General features: G+C 41.0%; 18 protein-coding genes. 4 read left to right on the forward strand and 14 right to left on the reverse strand.

Annotated features, from left to right (window positions below; translation table 11 throughout):
* Positions 1 to 396: 396 nt before the first annotated feature.
* The 5 genes from H5125_RS17500 to H5125_RS17520 form a co-directional block, all read right to left on the reverse strand.
* Entirely contained in the window at positions 397 to 1290 is an 894-nt protein-coding gene (locus tag H5125_RS17500) for a hypothetical protein (RefSeq protein WP_182744878.1), read from the reverse strand.
* Between the two features lie 11 nt (positions 1291 to 1301).
* Positions 1302 to 2057, reverse strand: coding sequence for a hypothetical protein (locus H5125_RS17505; protein WP_101085994.1), 756 nt, complete (start codon positions 2055 to 2057; stop codon positions 1302 to 1304).
* Entirely contained in the window at positions 2054 to 2581 is a 528-nt protein-coding gene (locus tag H5125_RS17510; RefSeq protein ID WP_011636233.1) for a hypothetical protein, read from the reverse strand. The genes H5125_RS17505 and H5125_RS17510 overlap by 4 nt, the downstream gene beginning before the upstream one ends.
* A 7-nt stretch (positions 2582 to 2588) precedes the next feature.
* Entirely contained in the window at positions 2589 to 2873 is a 285-nt protein-coding gene (locus H5125_RS17515) for a J domain-containing protein (RefSeq protein WP_059745623.1), read from the reverse strand.
* A gap of 354 nt (positions 2874 to 3227) precedes the next feature.
* On the reverse strand, positions 3228 to 4127 hold the full coding sequence (locus H5125_RS17520; RefSeq protein WP_101085995.1) for a LysR family transcriptional regulator: 900 nt from the start codon (positions 4125 to 4127) through the stop codon (positions 3228 to 3230).
* A gap of 134 nt (positions 4128 to 4261) precedes the next feature.
* Between H5125_RS17520 and fdhD the strand changes: the two genes are divergently transcribed.
* Positions 4262 to 5077 (forward strand): formate dehydrogenase accessory sulfurtransferase FdhD, encoded by an 816-nt coding sequence (fdhD, locus tag H5125_RS17525; protein ID WP_162022385.1) that lies wholly within the window; start codon positions 4262 to 4264, stop codon positions 5075 to 5077.
* Positions 5070 to 7415: an FdhF/YdeP family oxidoreductase gene (locus tag H5125_RS17530; RefSeq protein ID WP_182744879.1), complete on the forward strand. Its 2346-nt coding sequence runs from the start codon at positions 5070 to 5072 to the stop codon at positions 7413 to 7415. Before fdhD ends, H5125_RS17530 begins: the two co-directional genes overlap by 8 nt.
* Before the next feature lie 49 nt (positions 7416 to 7464).
* Here H5125_RS17530 and H5125_RS17535 read toward each other — a convergent pair whose 3' ends face one another.
* The 3 genes from H5125_RS17535 to H5125_RS17545 all read right to left on the reverse strand — a co-directional run bounded on the left by H5125_RS17535 (position 7465) and on the right by H5125_RS17545 (position 10209).
* Positions 7465 to 8112 (reverse strand): DsbA family oxidoreductase, encoded by a 648-nt coding sequence (locus tag H5125_RS17535; RefSeq protein WP_101085998.1) that lies wholly within the window; start codon positions 8110 to 8112, stop codon positions 7465 to 7467.
* A gap of 166 nt (positions 8113 to 8278) precedes the next feature.
* Positions 8279 to 8821, reverse strand: a complete 543-nt coding sequence (locus H5125_RS17540) for a carboxymuconolactone decarboxylase family protein (RefSeq protein ID WP_101085999.1) — start codon at positions 8819 to 8821, stop codon at positions 8279 to 8281.
* 218 nt (positions 8822 to 9039) lie between these two features.
* Positions 9040 to 10209: a lipid-transfer protein gene (locus H5125_RS17545; protein WP_182744880.1), complete on the reverse strand. Its 1170-nt coding sequence runs from the start codon at positions 10207 to 10209 to the stop codon at positions 9040 to 9042.
* A 414-nt stretch (positions 10210 to 10623) separates the two neighbouring features.
* Here H5125_RS17545 and H5125_RS17550 point away from each other — a divergent pair, with 414 nt between their 5' ends.
* Positions 10624 to 11826, forward strand: coding sequence for an ammonium transporter (locus H5125_RS17550; protein WP_101086001.1), 1203 nt, complete (start codon positions 10624 to 10626; stop codon positions 11824 to 11826).
* Between the two features lie 74 nt (positions 11827 to 11900).
* Here the strand turns inward: H5125_RS17550 and H5125_RS17555 are convergent, their stop codons facing one another.
* On the reverse strand, positions 11901 to 12149 hold the full coding sequence (locus H5125_RS17555; protein ID WP_182744881.1) for a hypothetical protein: 249 nt from the start codon (positions 12147 to 12149) through the stop codon (positions 11901 to 11903).
* A gap of 136 nt (positions 12150 to 12285) precedes the next feature.
* Positions 12286 to 13689, reverse strand: a complete 1404-nt coding sequence (locus H5125_RS17560; protein ID WP_182744882.1) for a hypothetical protein — start codon at positions 13687 to 13689, stop codon at positions 12286 to 12288.
* Between the two features lie 288 nt (positions 13690 to 13977).
* Here H5125_RS17560 and H5125_RS17565 point away from each other — a divergent pair, with 288 nt between their 5' ends.
* Positions 13978 to 15465, forward strand: coding sequence for a CotH kinase family protein (locus H5125_RS17565; RefSeq protein WP_182744883.1), 1488 nt, complete (start codon positions 13978 to 13980; stop codon positions 15463 to 15465).
* An 86-nt stretch (positions 15466 to 15551) separates the two neighbouring features.
* Here H5125_RS17565 and H5125_RS17570 read toward each other — a convergent pair whose 3' ends face one another.
* The 4 genes from H5125_RS17570 to H5125_RS17580 all read right to left on the reverse strand — a co-directional run bounded on the left by H5125_RS17570 (position 15552) and on the right by H5125_RS17580 (position 20756).
* Positions 15552 to 17738, reverse strand: coding sequence for an OsmC domain/YcaO domain-containing protein (locus H5125_RS17570; protein ID WP_182744884.1), 2187 nt, complete (start codon positions 17736 to 17738; stop codon positions 15552 to 15554).
* Positions 17739 to 18440: 702 nt separating this feature from the next.
* Entirely contained in the window at positions 18441 to 19457 is a 1017-nt protein-coding gene (locus tag H5125_RS17575) for a hypothetical protein (protein ID WP_101086007.1), read from the reverse strand.
* Between the two features lie 546 nt (positions 19458 to 20003).
* Entirely contained in the window at positions 20004 to 20234 is a 231-nt protein-coding gene (locus tag H5125_RS22255) for a hypothetical protein (protein ID WP_162022375.1), read from the reverse strand.
* A gap of 309 nt (positions 20235 to 20543) precedes the next feature.
* Positions 20544 to 20756, reverse strand: a complete 213-nt coding sequence (locus H5125_RS17580) for a cold-shock protein (RefSeq protein ID WP_011636218.1) — start codon at positions 20754 to 20756, stop codon at positions 20544 to 20546.
* Between the last annotated feature and the right edge of the window lie 434 nt (positions 20757 to 21190).

Raw genomic sequence — 21190 nt, forward strand, 5'->3', positions numbered from 1 at the left:
AAAATCATTTGATAATCCATAACCGAGTCGTTTCATCAGTGGACATTAATACCATTGGCTCCACACTATCCACACCTCTGTATCGATCGGATAGCAGAAGATGCAACTCACATATGTTGTGCTATATGAATAAGTTAACCATTAAGTCAGTGTTGAATAGGGAGGTAACAGTATTTGTAACAAATGCAATATGAAATGATTGAGTTGAAAAAAGTAATTTTAAATAGGTATTAGATAGGATTAAAACGTTGTTAACTCAAAGCAGAGTATAAATATAATGTACAACATCACGGTAACGAGAGATTTTATGGTGCTGCGCAATAGGGAAGTAAATAATGGCAGACATAATCAGTGAATGAAGAAAGCTTGCTCACTCGCAAGCTTCCTAAAGCTAAACTACATGTCGATATAGATTGGCCAACCAAGTAGACCAATTAAGCCTTCTTTGTATTCCAGGCGCTCCAATCGTTCAGGAGAGGCATTTTGAATGGCCAACTCTTGATAACTTCGAGAGAAATGCAGGGTCCGCAACAATGCTGCGTTAAAATGTTTACCTAAATCTAAACGAATTGCATCAGCAAGCTCGTTAGGTAACTCGGCCAAAGCCACCTTAGTTTGTAGCTCGATAAATTCGAGGTTAAACCATTCATCTTTAAGTTCTATACGAGCCATGCGGCGTTTAAGATCTTGACGGACTTTTTTACCGTCAAAAAATATCCGATATAACACGGCTTCTGCCAGAGTACTTTCTAGATTGATATAATCCATTGGATCAAAAGTGCCGACAATGTAGAACTGTGCCAATAAGGCATTAATAGATTGCTGGCGATTATGCTCAGCTAATGCTTCTTGGTAGTAAGCCCAGCCTTGCCATTCGTCACAATCAGGTGGACTCGAGACTTGATCAAGCAATACTTTATCCACGTCACCATAAACAGATTTACCATGAAGCCTGTGTTGGCTAACTTTAGTTAGCATTCCCCAGCCCTTCTGGAACGACTTAACTACGCCGTCATCAGTCAGTAGCAACCGTATAGCATTAGCCTGACTTTGGTCCGATAATGCCATTAAGCCAATGCTAACAATGCCGATAACATCTTGCGCAGCTTCTTCAAGCAAATGCATTTTATACTTGTTATAAAACTTATCAGCGAACTTAAGGCTCATCAAAATGGCTTTCGCTTTGATCTGTCCCAATTGCTCATTATTGAGCAATTCTTCGGTTCGGCCATAAGCCAACACCCGACTCAGATAGGGACCCTGATTTTCGTCACGTAATACCAATTGCATTTGCAGAACCCTTAATCAAGAAAGCTAAACATGTCATCAACTTCAGCATACTCGTCGGTGACTTGGTTCTTTTCTTTCGCCTGTATCACTAACTCACTGGCAAACTGGCTAATAATTAACTGCCAATCAGAGCCGGTGTTACGCAGCATGTTCTTAATCGCCTTTTCAACATTAGGCGCTCGATCGCGGATCAATGCTAATAAACTGCGCGGGTCATCGATGCTAAGACTGTGTGCCTCTTCGTCGGCTTGCCAATCGGAGTAACCCACGGTTTCTTCATCCGCTTCATCATCAAAAGTGTCGTTGATCTCATCGTCATCACTGCTGGTACCGCCTAAAATAAGCTCGATAAACGGAATCGATAGATAAAACAGCGCAGCAGGATCTTCAGCCAAACACTCTAAAATAGCAGTTTGTTTCTCTTCATTGTCTTGGATTCGAATCAGATAAGTCATAAAATCAAAAGTATGCTGCATTAACTCTTCTGCATTACTCTTGATTTTTTCTTCCCAATAAAGTGGCTGCTGGCAGACAATGTCGCGGATCTGTTCTGGGGTCATTAACTCAGACATAATCGATGGACACGAAATATCATGCTGACTGTTAATTTGTGTCAACGTAACGATATCCATTTTCTCGATAACTTCAACCAACTGATCATCTGACATCGACGATGCAATCAATTCAAATCTCTTGCTGGCCTGTTTAGGCTCAACATTAGCCAGCTCTTGTATTTCAGCTGCGGTTATTTCAATGAGACTGTTCATTCGATATCCTCGTCATATTGGTCATAATAACCTTCTTCATCGCTATCATAGTCCGTGTCGTCATCATCGTTTTCATCACGTTCATGCTCGTGAAGACCATCTGAATCATCTTCCTCAGGCTTGGGCGCTGTATCTCCCTGAGTCTCTAACAAATACACCACGGCACAACTTTCAATGAGCAAATCTTCGTTATATTTGCGTACCGCAAGCGCCAGAGGTAGATCGGCGTTGTTAAACGCAATCGTCGTTTTAAATTCATCCCAGCTTGGGTGAATATTCAAGCTAATCCAATGTGCCCATTGGCGCTTTGACTCAGGCGAGAACTTAACTCTTTCATAAAGTGCAACAGGTAAATATTCAGGGACTGAATCTAGCATCCCAGGATCGGCCAACAATATCTCTCTGATTTGGCTGGTAAACTTTGCCAGTGCATTTGGCGTATCAGGGTCGTTGTAAGATTCTATATTGTCATTGGCATTATTTTTTAGCTCATTAATGCGTGAGATATTAAGATGTTTAGCCATGGGATACTCAGGAATAATATTCGTCCCACAACTCGCGCATAGCGGCTGTGGGATCGGTAACAATTACGTTGTTAAAATCATTGATAAAAGCATTTCTCTGCTTTTTATCTGACAACACTTCGTAAGCTTTTTTGACTCGTTGGAGCTGGACAGATGCTTGTTGCTTTTCATCATCAGACGCCCCAAGTAATTTGTCAGGATGGTACTTATTCGATAAACGTTTATAGGCTTTTTTTATGTCATCTTCTTTGGCATTGGCTCTGACGCCCAGTACGCTAAAGTGGTTAATCATAGTTATTCCTGCAGGCGATGTGGCAGTGATTGCGAGATAAAAAAGTCTGTAAATAGATAAATTTTTTAGCCCGCTATTATATCAACAATCACAGGCTTGCAGCAAACATAAACCCAAGTTAAGTTGCAATCATTTAAGACATCAATTTTAGGACAGCTATTTTTAGGACAGCTATTTTTAGGACAGCTATTTTAGAACAGCTATGACACCCAAAAAGCAGCGTTGTCATTAACAGGTGTTATCTTTGCTGCCGTTAAGATGCCACCAGCCAAGTTGAATGATGCGATATTAACAATATCCACGCCTATCTGAGTTTGCTAGCATGATGCTTTAACGGCAAAACACCTGCAAAAATTACCCCATTTCAATCAGACTCACAAATTCGCGCATCGCTGGTGAGACACTGTATTTACGGGTAATAAACACCGTATTACCCGATTCAATACCTTGCAGTTGTCGGTAATGCAGATTGAATAACTGCTGAGCTGATTTTGCAATACCGCTGCTGACAATCGCGTAGCCAATATTGTGTTTTACCGCGCTGACTAGGTGAAATAACGAATCGGTTTCTAACACCACATTAAAGCGTAAATCCGTTTCTGCCATCGCATTATCAATGTATTGCCTAAACTGCATATTTTGGCTCAACAACACCAATGGTAAACGTTGCAAATTATTAAGGGTTAATCGGTTATCACTTAGCGCAGTAGTGTCGAGTTGATTAACAAGTGCTTGGGTTGATAATACCGCCATATCATTATCAATCTGCGGATAAAAATGAAACGTGCGACGATTCGCCTCAGTAAGGTTTTCATCAAACCCTAAACCGATATCAATTTGATGCAAAGTCAGTTGCTCAATCAGCTTTTCATTGGTGGTCACCAAGAGCGTTACGGCAATATTAGAATGCAGCTCGTTGAATGCTTTAATTATCGGCATAATATCGACACTCGACTGCGGCACAATGCCAATCCGCAAAGAGCCGATTAATGGCCCGCTAAACACACTCAATTCTTGTTTTAACGCCGCTTGATCTAACAGCATTTTTTCTGCATAGCGCAATACAATCTGTCCAGCATCGGTTAACGCAACAAACTGACTGCCGCGCACCACTAGCTCGGTACCAAAGCTTTTTTCCAACGCAGTAATACTGGCTGACAAAGTCGGCTGGGTAATATGGCAAGCTTTGGCTGCTTTAGCAAAATGCTTAAACTGCGCTAATTCATAAAAATAATGTAACTGTCTCAGGTTCATACGCCCTTCAAAGTCTACCTATCAATTCCACTATATTAATAGATAAAAACTATCACCGCATAAATTTGTTTGATTGGCTTTGTGTATTAGCGCCCCCTAAACTGTGATCCACGTCCGGTTTTGAGTCTATACACATGAATGCTTCATATAAATGGTTGCCCCCCATTGAACATCTGGTAGAGGAAGCGGCTGCCGCCATTAATATTAACGGGATTAACTATGCTGTGATGATGGTCACCCCTGATGATATTGAAGATTTTGCGATTGGTTTTTTATTTGCCGAAGCCATTATCCAACACGATCATGACATACATGACATTCAAATAACGCCATCAGATAGCGGCTTTATGGTTGAAGTGACTATCGCCAATCGTTGTCTGTCGGCCTTAAACAGTAAAAAACGTCGGCTCGTGGGTGCAACAGGTTGCGGTATCTGCGGTGTTGAAGCAATAGAACATGCACTGCCTCAATTAGCTATTCTTCCGGTCACACGCCCCATTGACATTAATAACCTTGAAACCTTAAAACAACGTATTGCCGACAGCCAAATAAAAGCTCAACAAAGTGGTGCGATACATGCGGCTTTAGCGTTAACAGCACAAGGCGACATTATCGCCTGTCGTGAAGACATCGGCCGTCATAATGCACTCGATAAACTTATCGGCATGTTAATAAGGCAAACAACCGCGACGCAAAAAACATCATGTAATACCTTATTAATCACCAGTCGTTGTAGCAGTGAATTGATCCATAAAGCGGTTCTTTTTGGCGCTAACAATCTTATTAGTCTAGCTTCGCCAAGCCAACTGGCAGTCAAGCTGGCACTAAAATACAACCTCAATATTATTCACATACCCAAGTTTTCAGCGCCTATTTATTATTCCAGTTACGATTGTCATTTTAATGTTAACCGTCTATCGCTGAGCCCTATCGGAGAAATTCATGTCTAGTCATCACCAAAAACCAACTAAAGCCGGCGGATTTCCTTCACTGCAAGCCACATTTACTCATGTACTTCGCAGCCAGCACACCAAGCAAAACCTTAAAAACTTACTCCGTGTTAATCAAACTGATGGCTTCGATTGCCCGGGTTGTGCATGGGGTGATAACAAGCAAGGTGCATTTCAGTTTTGTGAAAATGGCGCCAAAGCTGTGGCATGGGAATCAACAGGTAAAGGCGTTGGCCGCGATTTTTTTGCTCAACATTCGGTACGCCAACTAACAAAACAGACTGACTACTGGTTAGAGTATCAGGGGCGTTTAACCGAACCAATGCGCTTTAATGCGATAACCGATCACTATGAACCAGTAACCTGGTCTGAGGCATTTTCGATTATCGCCACCAAGCTCAACAGTTTAAGTAGCCCTGACCAAGTTGAATTTTACACTTCTGGACGCGCCAGTAACGAAGCCTCCTATCTATACCAGCTCTTTGGTCGACTTTATGGCACCAATAACTTTCCCGATTGCTCTAACATGTGCCACGAAGCTAGCGGTGTCGCATTAATTAACGCCATTGGAATAGGTAAAGGCACGGTAGTATTAGAAGATTTTGATGCCGCCGAAGCCATTTTTGTGTTTGGGCAAAACCCTGGCACCAACCACCCAAGAATGATGAATACTCTGCGCAAGGCCGCCAAACAAGGGGGTAAAATTGTCACTTTCAATAATCTTAAAGAAGTTGCCTTAGAAAAGTTCGCCAGTCCACAAAGCCCTATAGAATTGCTCACTCCAGCAGCCACTACCATCAGCCATTTGTATTTAACCCCTAAATTAGGCGGCGATATGGCCGCTGCACGAGGCATGGCTAAATTTATTATTGAACAACGTCCAGATAAAATTGACCATGAGTTTATACAGCAGCACAGTGCATTTTTTGAAGATTATCAACACAGTGTCACACACACTAGCTGGGATAAAATAGAACAGCAATCTGGACTGACAAAAGCAGAGATTATTCAAGCTGCGACCGTGTTCAGTGACAGCAAAACCGTGATCAGTTGCTGGGCAATGGGCTTAACTCAACATAAGCATTCGGTCGACATTATTCGTGAAGTCGTTAACCTGCATCTGCTATGTGGTCAAATAGGCAAAAAAGGCGCCGGATTATGCCCAGTTCGCGGCCACAGTAATGTGCAAGGCAACCGCACTATGGGCATTAATGAAAAGCCGTCTGCCGCTTTTATTACCAGCTTAGAACAACATTTGTCTACCAGCTTACCGCGGCAAGCGGGCCACAATGTGGTCGAAGCCCTTAAAGCCCTGCACAGTAAACAGAGTAAGGTGCTAATTTGTTTAGGTGGAAACCTTGCGGCTGCGGCGCCCGATACTGATTTTACATACCAAGCAATGCGCAATGCTGAACTCAATGTTCAAATCAGCACTAAGCTTAATCGCAGCCACTTACAAGTAACACACGACGCCTTAATTTTACCTTGTTTAGGCCGCACTGAATTAGACAAGCAGCAAAGCGGCATTCAAAAAATCACCGTTGAAGATACCTTTAGCATGGTTCATGCTTCAACAGGCATGACCGAACCCGCCTCTGATCAATGTTTATCTGAAATTGATATTGTCGCTCAAATGGCTCATGCAACATTTAACCATTCCGGCTCGACTCAGCTCAACTCAACAAACCATGCCGCAAATAAACTAGATTGGCTGGCATTACGTGATGACTACGCACTAATCCGTCAGCTTATCGAAAATACCATCGACGGCTTTAGTGACTTTAATCAACGTATCGAACAACCAGCCGGGTTTTATCTGGGGAATAGCGCTGCTGAGCTTATTTGGAATACCACTAACCAGTTAGCTCAATTTAATCCTAGTCAGTTGCCAAATTCAGTTATTGCAGATTGCTCAAGCAACGCACAAACAACTGCGTCATCCGCCGAACAACACCCTATTTTTTTACTGCAAAGTTTGCGATCTCACGACCAATACAACACCACTATTTATGGAATGGACGACCGATATCGCGGTATTAAAGGTAAGCGGAATGTATTGTTTATGAACCAACAAGATGCTGTTCAGCTTAATCTGCTTGAAGACCAACTTATTGATATACAGTCTATTGCCAACGACAATATCGTCCGCAAAGTCTGTGGCTTTAGCGTGGTTTATTACGACATTCCACGCGGTAACATTGCGGCTTATTATCCTGAGACGAATCCACTGGTGTCAATCAACAGCGTCGGAATTGGCTCTTACACCCCAACCTCAAAATCAATCCCGGTGGTTATTACTCCATCAACCAAACAGGTGATTAGCGTGGCTCAGGTGTAAGTAACCTAAACTCGGGATAACAATACTCAAACAATGTAGCCCTAGCGCATTAGCGCTGGGCAACTAAATCGGCCAAAACTTGTTTATATGCTTCAACTGGATGCGCGCCGGTTAATGCACTCGATTGGTTAAAAATGACCGTGGGCACACCCGAAATACCAAGTTGCTGCCAATGAGCCTCTTTGGCGCGAACCTGTTCTGCCACTGCAGCGTTATCAAGTAAACTCATGGCTTCTGCGGCATTAATACCCACTGCGGTGAGCTCAGCGGTCAACACCTCACGGTTTGAAATATCTTTATGTTCGGTAAAAAAGGCGCTGAATAAACGCAATTTAAGCTCCGTTTGCTTACCGACCTCTTTCGCGTATTCCAACAACACATGAGCGTCTAAAGTGTTAACCATTTTCATCTGTTCAAAATAGTCAAAAATAAAGCCATGTTCAGCCCCCTGTTGAGCAATATTGGCCCGTGCACGAACGCTACCTTCTGGGGTTGTGCCGTATTTTCTGGCTGAATGCTCACGCAGATTTTCACCTTCAGCAGGCATGTTAGGGTTAAGTTCAAATGGTTGCCACTCAATCTCAACTTGATCTTGCAGCCCAAGTTCATTTATCGCTGCTTCTAAGTGTTTATAACCGACGATGCACCAAGGGCACACTACATCTGAAATAATATCGAGCTTAATCTTTGCTGTCATTTGGCTGTCCTCATCTCTTCAAGTACGCTTTTTCACTGTAACGTGATAAAAAAATACCAATGCCATTTGCGATAACGCGGCATTGGTATTATGAAGTCATACATGAATCGACTTATCGTGAATGATAATCTTTGATAAAAATGTCGGTAAAAATGTTAGTAAAGAATTACCAAGTAAACTTTTTGAATGCATCATCAACCGGTGTTTTTGCCACATGGTTGGTATAGTTACTGATCACTTTTTGTGACAAGCCTAAAATGATTTCTAATACCTGCTGTTGGCCATAACCTGCGGCATAGAATGCTGCTAGTTCTACTTCAGAAATATTGCCGCGGTTACGTACAATACTTAATGTCGCATCTTGTAACGCTTGTAGTTTAGCGTTTGGCATCGCCTCTTTATTACGTAGTGCTTCAGTTAACGCTGGGTCTACTTTCATTGAATGTGCAATACCTGTATGGGCTGGTACGCAGTAACCACATTCGTGTTCAACGTTAATGGTTTGCCATACAACCGTTAGCTCTTCAGGGTTAAATGATGTGTCTAAAAAGGCCTGATGTAACTGTTGGTAAGCTTGCAACGTGCTTGGAGATTCTGCTAAAACGCCAAATAAATTGGGAACCATACCCATTTGTTTTTTAGCACCCTCTAACATAGCTTTGCTGCCTTCTGGTGCGGTGTCTACTGTATGAATAGTAAATGCAGTCATAATATTCTCTCTTCTAGATAAATAAATTTAGGAGCGTTTCGTTTCGAATTGAGTCCACTATAAACTAATTTGAACAATCGCTCAAGTTTATTTTGAGTGATCGTTCAAATAATTTATTGTTATTCAAATCACACCATAAAATAACAGCCCACCTTGTTGCGCTACATTGCCTTCATACATCGACGACACTGAAGCGCAACATGAAATAAAACCGTTAGCTAAACGCCATATAACGTCACCACCACCGCGCCACCTAAACCTACATTGTGCTGCAACGCTAACCTGGCATTGTCGACTTGCCGGTTGCCAGCTTGACCACGTAAATGCCATGTCAGCTCGGTACATTGTGCCAGCCCAGTGGCACCAATTGGATGTCCTTTCGACATTAATCCCCCCGATGGCCCAATAACAAATTTGCCACCATAAGTGTTGTCACCATTGGCAATCAATTCAGCTGCGCCGCCTTCAGGACATAAGCCTAATGCTTCATAAGTGATCACCTCATTTGGGGTAAAGCAATCATGCAGTTCTATTACATCGATATCGTTGGGGTCGATACCAGCATCATCATAAACCTGCAGCGCCGCTTGTTGGCTCATTCCCTTACCGACGGCATAAATTGGGTCTTGCCACGACTGCTCTGTATCAGTTGCCATTGCCTGCGCAATAATCTTTACCTTGGATGTAATGCCATTTTGACGGGCAAACTGTTCGCTGCAAACGATGGTCGCTGCTGCACCACAAGTAGGAGGACAAGCCATAAGCCGAGTTAAATAATTATCGTAAATTAACTTATCATCGAGCACTTGCTGATACGTTAATGGCGTTGAAAACATCGAGTATGGATTTTGTAACGCATGACAACGTGACTTTTCGGCCACCTTGGCAAAAATATCGGCACCGACGTGATACTTATCCATATAATGACGACCCGCAGCACCAAAAGCCCGTAATGCAATTGGACCTTGCGGGGCATTAAACTGCTTTAACACTGGCTCAACCCGCTCAAAAGGGCTTTCTCTGTCGGTCCAATGCGATCCCAATGCACCTGGTTGCATTTCTTCAAACCCAAACGCTAACGCACAATCTACTTGTCCAGATAACACCGCCTGACGCGCTAGAAATAACGCTGTCGAGCCACTAGAACAATTATTATTAACATTGATAATTGGAATGCCGCTTTGAATTACATCGTAGAATGCATGCTGAGCGCAGGTGCTGTCGCCATAAATATAGGCTCCATATGCTTGGCCAATTGACTTGGCGTCAAGACCTGCATCGGTTAATGCTAGCTTTATCGCTTTAGCCGCCATGACACGATAGGGCTCATGCTTACCTGGTTTGCAAAATGGGATCATTCCCACTCCAGCCACTCTTACTGTTGTCATATTGCTCCCGTAATGCTGTTTCTAGTGAGATGTTATTGGGGATCAGTTATTGATAATTTGGAATAGGGATCTTTACAACCGATGTATTTAAGCCCTCGTTATTGGACAATATTATCTTAATGACGACTGTTAACATAAAGTTAATTTACTTGCAGCGCAACGCACCAAAGGCAAGCATTAACGCACCAATATGGAACATTCCTAGTCCAAGCATCAATCATTACAGACACTATTGAGTACTGAGTCGACATCAAAATGCACCGAAGTAGTACATTTAATGGATCATTTCAGCAACATTTTCAGGTATTTGCACCATATAGGTTCAGAAAAATGCCAGCCATGTATCGGTTTAGGAATGACTTTTGCTTTATAAAAGTATGAATTTCAACAGAGAATCGTTTTGTGGGAACTGAAATGAATAATATTAGTGATGCTATTGGCGTCATTGCACAAAGTGCAGACACCTTGTTCATCTTACTTGGTGCAATTATGGTGTTAGCCATGCACGCAGGCTTTGCATTTTTAGAAATGGGCACCGTGAGGCATAAAAACCAAGTTAACGCCTTGGTTAAAATTCTAACTGACTTTGCCTTTTCCGCTATCGCCTACTTTGTCATTGGTTATCAAATAGCTTATGGCAATCACTTTTTTGTCAGCGCAGAAAGCTTAACCACTGATAATGGCTACCAACTGGTTAAGTTTTTCTTCTTACTCACATTTGCAGCAGCCATTCCCGCGATTGTATCTGGCGGTATTGCTGAACGCGGCAGTTTTAGGCCTTTTTTACTGGCTTCAGCTTTGATTGTTGCCTTCGTATACCCGCTATTTGAAGGGATTATGTGGAACGGTAATTATGGCTTCCAAGCTTGGTTAGAAAGCCAATTCGGCGCCCAATTCCATGACTTTGCAGGTTCCGTTGTGGTACATGCCATGGGCGGTTGGTTAGCCTTAGTCGCCATCTATTTATTAGGTGCCCGACGCGGCCGCAAACCTGGTATCGCTTTTGCACCATCAAATATTCCCTTCTTAGCGCTAGGCTCTTGGGTGCTGATTGTCGGTTGGTTTGGCTTTAACGTTATGTCAGCGCAAACCCTCGATGGAATTAGTGGCTTAGTGGCGGTAAACAGTTTAATGGCTATGGTTGGCGGTACGATTGTGGCACTTGTGGTGGGTAAGAATGACCCTGGTTTTATTCATAACGGACCACTAGCAGGCTTAGTGGCTGTGTGTGCCGGTTCTGATTTAATGCATCCTGTTGGCGCATTTGTGGTTGGCGGTGTCGCTGGAGGTTTGTTTGTTTTCGTATACACCAAATTACAGCGCAGCAACAGAATAGACGACGTTCTAGGTGTATGGCCACTACACGGTTTATGCGGTGTGTGGGGCGGTATTGCAGCGGGTATTTTTGGCCAGCAAGCTTTCGGAGGCCTTGGCGGAGTCAGCTTTATGTCACAACTTATCGGTAGTATTGCTGGCGTTGTGGTGGCAATTGTTGGCGGTATGATTGTGTATGGCGTAGTTAACAAGCTATCGAGTTTACGCTTAAGCCAAGAAGATGAATTTATTGGGGCGGATTTAGCGATTCACAAAATTGGTTCAACCAATTCAGATAAGTGATGATGCTAAGTCACTAATAGTAAAAAGGGGCAGAAATGAATTTCTGCCCCTTTTAATCAAAATAGAGTCTACAATCAGTGCTTAGATTTAAGCCCATTTTTAACCATATCTTGACCACTTTCGAAGATTTCTGCGGTAATCCAACGGCCAAGTAATAGCTTGTGGTTATCACCAAATACCGCAACAAAATGACGTCCGTCGGCATTACTAGTTGCCATACCCACACCCGCAACACCTTCCAAACCTAAACCGCCCTTTTCCACCGACAGTAAAAAGCGTTCTAATTCGGCTAAATTATCAATCACATCATTTTCAATATTCATTTGTATTCCCAACAACTTTAGATCAAAACTTGGGTGCTACTTTACCCCATTGAACCTCAATAAGGTATATTGTATGCCATCTGTGCCTATAGCGCTGGTAACTGTACCACTCACTCAGGTCTAGTCGCTAAGATGATTAAAAACGTAACGTAAAATCAATCAGCTGCGCATCGTCATCGTATGAATCAAAATTAATCGACAACATCACCGTCCCTTTTGTCAGCATAATGTTATCAAAATTATCTTCTGCGTTTGGGTATCGCTCCAACAATTGAGATTTGATAGTAGGCAACTGATAATTAGCAAGCACAGCATTAAATTCACTCATCGTTTGCGTGCCAAACATCGACTCGGTAATTTTAATTGAATTAACGACTCCTTGGCGATCAAAACCCAATAATACATTGCTATTCACCAGCACTTTTGGACCGTTGTCTGTCAATTGTATTTGGTTGATGAGCTGTTGTGGTTGCAAGGCATAAGCTTGCTTAAATGCTAATGTCAACAATGTTGCGATGTCGATATTATCAAAGTTACCGAACTTAACGTGATAATCATCAGTGACTGTTAATGGCATAATTGCAAAGCTGTTAAGTCGAGAAACAGCAGCATTATCTAGACTTTCATTATAGTCTTCAAAAGTTAATATCAATCGGCTATTTTTATCTCCCACACTGTAAACATCACCTTGCTTTTTAAGCGCTAAATGCGCTTTCACGCTAGCAAGCCCATCACCTTGACGCACTTGGTTAGCAATCACCCAATTATCGCCATCATAGTTTTCACTTAAGGCAATTTGGTTTTGACCATGGCCATTTAACAATCCTAAATCCTGGGTAATCATCTCGATACGATTGTCTTTAACAACAAACCATAGACTGCGCCCATAACCATAAACGGTTGCACCATTGTCGAGTTGCAACTGAATACTGTGAGGACCTAATGCTTGTTGTAAAACATCAACCGAGTCACCAATGTGTATGCCATAGGCGCTGTCGGTTGTAATAAGCGCATCAGGTGCTTGGTGTTTTTGCGCTTGCTTTAATACATTCCCCTCGTTTGGCATCGTCAACTTTACTGTGGTTTGGGTATACGAAACCGATTTACCTTCACTGTTATAAGGTGTGGGATCTTTGCTCAGTTGTGTATCGTCACAAAAGGTAACGTATTGCGCAGTGGTAATCACATGGATTTGCTTGGTGATCGATTTAACTCGGCTACTGTCATCTTGCAAGTCAATACTTCGCTCAATTCCGCCAACACTTAATCTATCAATAATAATCGCATCCGCTCCTGCTGCTGCAGCTTTGCGCTGTATTTCCACAAAGGCTTGTTGTATATAAGCATCACGATGGGACAACACGCCATCACTAGACGATTCCAGCAACTCTGAGTCAATATCGTAGACGATTTTATCATTGGCTGTATCGATAGTGTGTGGACTACAAAGTGGGTAAAAATCTAAAATTGGCGGTAATTCATTGGCGTTTATAGCAGGGCTTAACATTGCACAGCTGAGCAAAAAAAGTGAAGGTTTCATTTATCGTCCTTGAATATTAATTATTAAGAATATGTTTTTTTACAAGACGTTAACATTATCATTGTTCACTAACCTAAAGATAAACCTCTTCACTGTAAACTTATTTATCTTATCGAATACCGGTGGCGACGGCTATTAGCACGCAAATATATCACAGTGAACAAGATCGCACTTTTATCGACTTGCTATTTTGTTCCACACTCACTGTGCAGTTTCTGCACTTTTACTCTCTAACATGCTGGTAATGACTTTATGTTAACAATCTTACCCAAGTACTAGGAGAGCCCGATGTTTTCCCTTAATAACTTACACCTCAAAAAGCGGTTAATTAACCAGCCAATGACACTATTACTTATCATGACACTCAGTTGTGCTTTTATACTCACAGGTTGTGGTAGCGACAGTGATAGCAGCAGCGAAATAGCCGAAACGGTCATTAGCGCTGATACTGACACAAGCACTGATACCGAAACAGAGATCACTGACGCAGATTTTGTAGCGACCGATTGGACAGACGAAACCCACAGTAAAAATGTCGACCCTAACTTTGATGAAGTATTTAGTGATACCGAAGTTAAACGGCTTGATATCGTTGTCACACAAGCGCGCTGGCAAAGCATGTTAGATGACATGACAGCACTTTATGGTGAGTTTGGTAGAAGCTCATCAAATAGCTTAAGTGATACCGATGAAGATCCTATTTTTGTTCCAGCTGAAGTATTTTATAACGGCACGCAATGGTATCGCGTCGGCATCCGCTTTAAAGGTAATTCATCACTGCAAACTAGCTGGCAACAAGGCATTCTTAAACTGGCACTTAAACTTGATTTCGACGAGTATGAAGACGATTACCCGCAAATTAAAAACCAACGTTTTTATGGATTTAAAAAGTTTAGTTTAAAAAATAACTTTGATGATGAGTCAATGTTGCGTGAAAAAGTCGCAGCGGATGTGTTTAAAGACGCTGGGCTTGCTGTATCTCACACAGGGTTTTACACCTTATACGTTGACCATGGAGACGGCCCAGAATATTTTGGTTTATATACTCTTGTAGAAGAAATTGATGACACGGTAATCGACACGCAATTTTCTAGCGACAAAGGTAACTTGTACAAACCCGAAGATGATGGCGCAATGTTTGTTGATGGGTCATTTAATCAAGAAGACTTTGAGAAAAAAACTAACGAAGACGACGAAGATTGGTCTGACATACAAGCCCTGTTTACCGCCCTACACGACGACACTCGCACCACAGATCCTGAAACATGGCGAGCCAATCTAGAAACGGTATTTGATGTTGATGTATTTTTAAAATACTTAGCCGTTAATGGCATCATTCAAAACTGGGACACTTACGGCTTAATGCCACACAACTACTATTTATATAACAATCCAGACAATTCAAAACTGACCTGGATACCTTGGGACAACAACGAAGCATTGCAAAACGGGAAACAAGGTGGCGCATTGTCGTTAGACTTCTCAGACCTCAACTCAAGCAGCTGGCCACTCATATCAAAACTGTACGCAGATGATGTATACCGTGACCGCTACAACCAGTTTTTACTTGAGGTTATCAGCGATGCATTCGAAATCAATAAAATGCAAGCAAGCTACAATGCTTACTCTGCACTTGTTGCCCCTTATGCGACCACTGAAGTATCTGGGTATAGTTTTTTAGAAAGTAGCAGCGATTTTTACCGTGCTATCGATGAGCTAATAGAGCATGCAGAAGATAGAGCCACTGCTGTAGAAAGCTATTTAGACAAACAGTAAGCACGCCACTCCTTCACAATATAGCGCAACAAAAAGCCCGCCACATAAATGGCGGGCTTTTTGCTATGCAAAACAGAACCAATAAACTAGATACTAAGGTTTGCTTTACGCGCTTGATGTAGTTTTTTGTAGCTTTCGATCAAACGTAAATGCGGTTCAATGCCTTCGAGATTCATGCTGGTTTTGCTCAGGCCATAAAAGCGTACTGTGCCATTAACCGAACCGACGACATTGTCCATCACTTCTTTACCGAACATGCGGTTAAAGTTACCGATAAAGTGCTCAAGTTCTAAGTCTTCATCTAAGGTCACTTCCAATACTGCACTCAACGCTTGGTAAAACAAGCCACGCTGTACAGTATTGTCGTTAAACTGTAAGAACTCACCTACCAATTCAATCGCATCTTCGTGCGAGCCCAATGCAAGATAAATCAAAATCTTCAATTCGATAATGGTTAACTGGCCCCAAACCGTATTCTCATCAAACACAATGCCAATTAAGGTACGAATATCGGTATGGTTATCTAGCTGGCTTTCTTCTAAGCGATTAACTAACTTACCTAACGCTTTAGTGCTTAATGAATGCAGATTTAAGATATCTTCACGGTAGTTTAAAGACTTATTGGTGTTGTCCCAAATCAAGTCATCTACTGGATATACTTCTGAATATTCCGGCACTAAAATACGACACGCAGATGCGCCTAAATCTGTAAACTCGGCAATATACACTTCTTTGCCCATGGCCTCTAAAATACCGAATAAACCGCTGGCTTCTTCTTCACTAGTACCGCTAAAGTCCCATTCACAGAATTCGTAATCAAACTTACTGCTAAAGAAACGCCAAGAGATAACCCCTGTTGAATCAATAAAGTGTTCAACAAAGTTTTCTGGCTCAGTCACTGCCATGCTATTAAAAGTAGGCTTTGGCACATCGTTTAAGCCTTCAAAGCTGCGACCTTGTAATAACTCGGTTAAGCTGCGCTCTAATGCCACTTCAAAGCTAGGGTGTGCACCAAACGAGGCAAATACACCACCAGTACGTGGGTTCATTAAGGTCACGCACATAACAGGAAATTGACCGCCTAAAGAAGCGTCTTTCACAACAATAGGGAAGCCTTGCTCTTCAAGTCCTTTAATGCCCGCTAAAATACTTGGGAATTTCTCTAGTACTACCATTGGCACATCGGGTAGTACAATTTCTTGTTCGATAATTTGACGTTTAACTGCACGTTCAAAAATTTCAGATAAACACTGCACATGGGCTTCTTGCAGGTTATTACCCGCACTCATGCCATTGCTTAAAAATAAGTTTTCAATAAGGTTAGACGGGAAATAGACCGTTTCCCCATCTGACTGACGCGTGTATGGAATAGCACAAATGCCACGATCTTTATTGCCTGAGTTAGTATCAATTAAATGCGAGCCACATAACTCTTCATCGGGATTATAAATATCTAAACAGTATTCATCTAAAATGCCAGTAGGCAGAGCGTCATCATCCTCTAGCGCAAACCATTTCTCATTTGGGTAATGCACAAATTCGCTATTGGCGATTTCAGTACCAAAGAATTGATCGTTATAGAAAAAGTTATTATTAAGACGCTCTATAAACTCGCCTAAAGCAGAACATAACGCGCTCTCTTTAGTGGCTCCTTTTCCGTTGGTGAAACACATAGGTGATGCTGCATCACGAATATGTAAAGACCACACATTAGGCACAATGTTACGCCATGACGAAATCTCAATCTTCATCCCAAGGTCGGCTAACAACCCCGTCATGTTTTTAATAGTCTGCTCAAGCGGTAAGTCTTTACCTAAGATAAAAGTACTCGCATCTGCTTCAGTTTGGCCCATCAGCATCGCATTGGCGTCGGCGTCTAAGTTTTCAACGGTTTCGATTTTAAACTCTGGCCCAGTCTGAACCACTTTTTTAACGGTACAACGATCGATTGAACGTAAAATACCTTGACGATCTTTATCCGAAATATCATCCGGTAACTCAACTTGAATTTGGAAAATTTGGTTATAACGATCTTCCGGGTCAACGATATTGTTTTGCGACAATTTGATATTTTCAGTCGAAATATCACGAGCTTTACAATACACCTTAATGAAGTAAGCGGCGCAAAGTGCTGAAGATGCTAAGAAATAATCAAAAGGACTAGGAGCAGAACCATCACCTTTGTAACGGATCGGCTGATCGGCGGTGACGGTAAAGTCGTCAAACTTAGCTTCGAGTCTCAAATTATCGAGAAAATTTACTTTGATTTCCATTGAATATATCCACAGTCTTGCGCAACCAAACGGCCAGCTTGTCTAAATTAGGGTGAATTATCGGTGTTTTTGACCCAATAGTCTTGGGTTAATTGCCAAAATGATAGCTTTAAGGTGATTTTGCAGGATAAACACTATTGATTCGCTAGCAGCAGAACAGTGCTAGTGTTTATAAAAATGACTAAATTGATGAACACGCTCATTTCAATAAAAATAAACAGATATCACTGTAGAGCCAATCGTCACAGATCGTATTATGAATGTATTAACGGCAAAGGTTAAAGCCAGTCTTGGTAAAGGCAAAACCCAATGTATAAATGATGAAAGGTTATCCCCCTCATTCATCGGCCACTAAGTCCGGTAAGACCTAGAAACACTAGGTCCTGTTGATCTTTCAAGGTTGTTTTTGCAGCGAATTGTTGGCCATTACTTAAACATGAGCTACAAGGCAGAGACTTTGTGGTGTAGTTATTCTACATAAAAAGTCGATAACACAGTAAAAATGACCTACAAACGCTGCCCGAAAGGTTCGGCTAAAAACGTTTTACTCTTTGTTGAATGCATTTTGCTTAGATGACTAGGCAGCAATTCATTCGCCTCGATTAAAACGTTTTTAACTCGAACAAAATTCAACCAACAAAGATCAACAGACCCTAATCATCTGTAAAATATAAACAGCAAGTTCAATGTTAAATAGATCGACTAGCGAATAGTTACGTTTCGGCCAAAATATTCTTCAGACTCATACTTTGCGATTACTTTTTCAAGTGTATCGCCGTGATTATCCATCACCAATTTATGCGAAATTGCACTAAGTGAAATCAAAATATCTTTACACTCAATTCTGGCTTTCATCACCGATCCCGAAGCGGTTCTCAAGACTTGAGAAATTAGCTCATGATTTTTACCAATTAAGGCTAAAATAAAATGAACCATTACTTCAGAGCAAAGCTCTTTATCTTCAATTTTACTTGGTCTGACAACCTTTTCTAAATAATCTTCTTCTCTTCCTGCAGGAACAAAACGTTGTACCCAATAGAAATAATCTTCATCGTAAATGATAGATTGTATTGGTTTCATAAACGTTTCATCTGTCGATATCTTTTGAAAAAGCTCTTTTTTGACTTCATCAGATACGTCAATAAGCTCATCACCAAACTGTTTGTTGAGCATTGAAATGACTGCTTCTAGTTCTTTTAACAGAGATACATTTCCTGATGTCACTTGGTTATAAGCATCACCGACTTCGTCGATGTTTTGTTGGAATACACCAATATACTTATCACCTTCTTCAATAGCATCAAGTAAAGGTATCAAGCTATAACGTCTAACCTGAATCAATTCATAAAACTGGCCTAATTCTTCGCGAATCGCTTGGAGACGATCAATCGCTTTAATCAGAAATTGATCATCTCGTTTTATCGCTAAATTCAACCGAGAAAAATCGAGTTGATCATTTACTTTACGAACACGATTATCGATCATATTTTCATAGGTCTGTGTCTCATTGATCAACACTGAAAATTTATCTTCCATCTCAAAAAGTACATCTTGTACTTTTTTTAGACTTGTAGATCGAACTTGTTGATTAATTCCACGCACTTTTTCAGCTTCAGCCTGCTTCTTTTCACGAATAACCCAAGTCACTGCAGCACCAACAATTGTCAGACTTGTCGCCATATCAAAACCAAGCTGAACATTATCAAACCATGAAGGCATTATTTTTCCTTAAATGTTATTTTCCTGTTTGTATAAATAGTAATAACTGATCCAACTACTAATGTCACCACGAAAAAGGCTAAAAGATAATAAAAGTCACACATATACCCTCAAATTAAATCATTTTTTAGCGATTAAATAATTTATTTCAATATACTTAATAGCTCTAAAATCAATGTAATAAGTATTTTTCATCTCAAATAAGCTATCACTCAACACAAAATGAACCAACAGCGTTATAGTCACAGTAAACTGACCATCGTTCGGCTCTGAATTTATATATAATCTTTAATAATCAATCACTAAAAAACGTCATTATTAAGTATTAAATTGTTATTGCAACCGTGGGAAATTTCTTTTTATGCCCGTTAATTTATGTATTATGACAACCGATTTTCTAATAGAAAATGAAGAGAATTAGACTGTTTTAGTCATTAAAAAGCGACTTGCTGTAGTGTTCTAGGAGGGAATAACATTCTATGTGAAATGAAATATCGTTAGTGTAAACATTAACGCTCATCTTGTAACGAACTGACCACGATGAGATTATGACGCTTTATCTGCTTCACGCTTAACCAGCATAAAAGTCAGGTACATTTTTGTCGGTAGCGACAATGCCATGCCAAAGGCCACGCACATCGAACTAATAATAATTCCATTAACTCCCATCATCTCAATCGTATCACTGAAATTATGACAATAAATGCCTAACAAAATTAGGCTGAACCCTATCGAGATACAGATTTTTAAGATCAATATGAGTTTGTTATCCGGCATTATGGCCTCGCTATCATCAACATGATGTACAGCTAATATAATGAAACTATTTGCGATCAATAGCCTTGATTCAGATCAAAGTAGAAATAGGATTATGGAGAAATAAGAAAATTAGATCACAGTTAGATTCCGCTCATATTGAGGATGGTGATTAACAAGCAGAGGAGACATAGTTAAAATAATAATTTGAAATGATGACACTACAAAAATAAACCGTTTATACCCGTTACGAATACAAGTTGTTAAATCGCAGACATAAAAAAACGCAAACAGTCGTTAAACCGTTTGCGTTATTCTTATAACGTCGAGTTACACAGCTACTACGTTAGCAGCTTGTGGGCCTTTTTGGCCTTGCTCAACATCAAAAGAAACTTTCTGGCCTTCAGCAAGAGTCTTGAAACCCTCTGAAGTGATTGAACGGAAATGAACGAACACGTCAGCGCCGCCGTTATCAGGAGTGATAAAACCAAAACCTTTATCTTCGTTAAACCATTTTACTAAACCAGTTGTTTTGTTAGACATGATGTGTCCCTTATATATTAAAATTAATCAATCTGTCGCGAAAATGCGATGCGCTCAAGCTTGAATTATTGAATGTCACGATGAAGCTAAGGGAAACACAGAGGATAACAACGATAACGAAGAGATTCTAAGGCTTTTCTTTTACTTGATGTTCATTAATAACTCTGAATGTCAGAGCAAGACATATAATACACGAATATCTAAGCTTGTAAATATTTTTATTGAATAAATATAAACAACACCTAAAACCACTTGATTAGCAGCATTGCCACTTGCAACCTTAATCCACTAGATTAGCCACTAGATTAGCAGGGCGAGATCGTGAGCATTTTTCAGTCAATTAAATACACTATTTGACGTTAACATTTAGCTATGATCTTATACTCCTTTTTTCCGGGAGCTCACCATGCATATTGACCACTTCAAAGAGACTT

Source organism: Shewanella sp. SR44-4, from assembly GCF_014163715.1.
In the GTDB taxonomy this organism is placed as follows: domain Bacteria; phylum Pseudomonadota; class Gammaproteobacteria; order Enterobacterales; family Shewanellaceae; genus Shewanella.

Bases quoted from the DNA above. Each gene is read 5' to 3' on its own strand.
- H5125_RS17515 (WP_059745623.1), bottom strand. From the start codon at position 2,873: ATGATTAACCACTTTAGCGTACTGGGCGTCAGAGCCAATGCCAAAGAA.
- H5125_RS17580 (WP_011636218.1), bottom strand. From the start codon at position 20,756: ATGTCTAACAAAACAACTGGTTTAGTAAAATGGTTTAACGAAGATAAA.
- H5125_RS17540 (WP_101085999.1), bottom strand. From the start codon at position 8,821: ATGACTGCATTTACTATTCATACAGTAGACACCGCACCAGAAGGCAGC.
- fdhD (WP_162022385.1), top strand. From the start codon at position 4,262: ATGAATGCTTCATATAAATGGTTGCCCCCCATTGAACATCTGGTAGAG.
- H5125_RS22255 (WP_162022375.1), bottom strand. From the start codon at position 20,234: ATGCCGGATAACAAACTCATATTGATCTTAAAAATCTGTATCTCGATA.
- H5125_RS17565 (WP_182744883.1), top strand. From the start codon at position 13,978: ATGTTTTCCCTTAATAACTTACACCTCAAAAAGCGGTTAATTAACCAG.
- H5125_RS17530 (WP_182744879.1), top strand. From the start codon at position 5,070: ATGTCTAGTCATCACCAAAAACCAACTAAAGCCGGCGGATTTCCTTCA.
- H5125_RS17550 (WP_101086001.1), top strand. From the start codon at position 10,624: ATGAATAATATTAGTGATGCTATTGGCGTCATTGCACAAAGTGCAGAC.
- H5125_RS17575 (WP_101086007.1), bottom strand. From the start codon at position 19,457: ATGCCTTCATGGTTTGATAATGTTCAGCTTGGTTTTGATATGGCGACA.
- H5125_RS17510 (WP_011636233.1), bottom strand. From the start codon at position 2,581: ATGGCTAAACATCTTAATATCTCACGCATTAATGAGCTAAAAAATAAT.
- H5125_RS17520 (WP_101085995.1), bottom strand. From the start codon at position 4,127: ATGAACCTGAGACAGTTACATTATTTTTATGAATTAGCGCAGTTTAAG.
- H5125_RS17505 (WP_101085994.1), bottom strand. From the start codon at position 2,057: ATGAACAGTCTCATTGAAATAACCGCAGCTGAAATACAAGAGCTGGCT.
- H5125_RS17560 (WP_182744882.1), bottom strand. From the start codon at position 13,689: ATGAAACCTTCACTTTTTTTGCTCAGCTGTGCAATGTTAAGCCCTGCT.
- H5125_RS17555 (WP_182744881.1), bottom strand. From the start codon at position 12,149: ATGAATATTGAAAATGATGTGATTGATAATTTAGCCGAATTAGAACGC.
- H5125_RS17545 (WP_182744880.1), bottom strand. From the start codon at position 10,209: ATGACAACAGTAAGAGTGGCTGGAGTGGGAATGATCCCATTTTGCAAA.
- H5125_RS17570 (WP_182744884.1), bottom strand. From the start codon at position 17,738: ATGGAAATCAAAGTAAATTTTCTCGATAATTTGAGACTCGAAGCTAAG.
- H5125_RS17500 (WP_182744878.1), bottom strand. From the start codon at position 1,290: ATGCAATTGGTATTACGTGACGAAAATCAGGGTCCCTATCTGAGTCGG.
- H5125_RS17535 (WP_101085998.1), bottom strand. From the start codon at position 8,112: ATGACAGCAAAGATTAAGCTCGATATTATTTCAGATGTAGTGTGCCCT.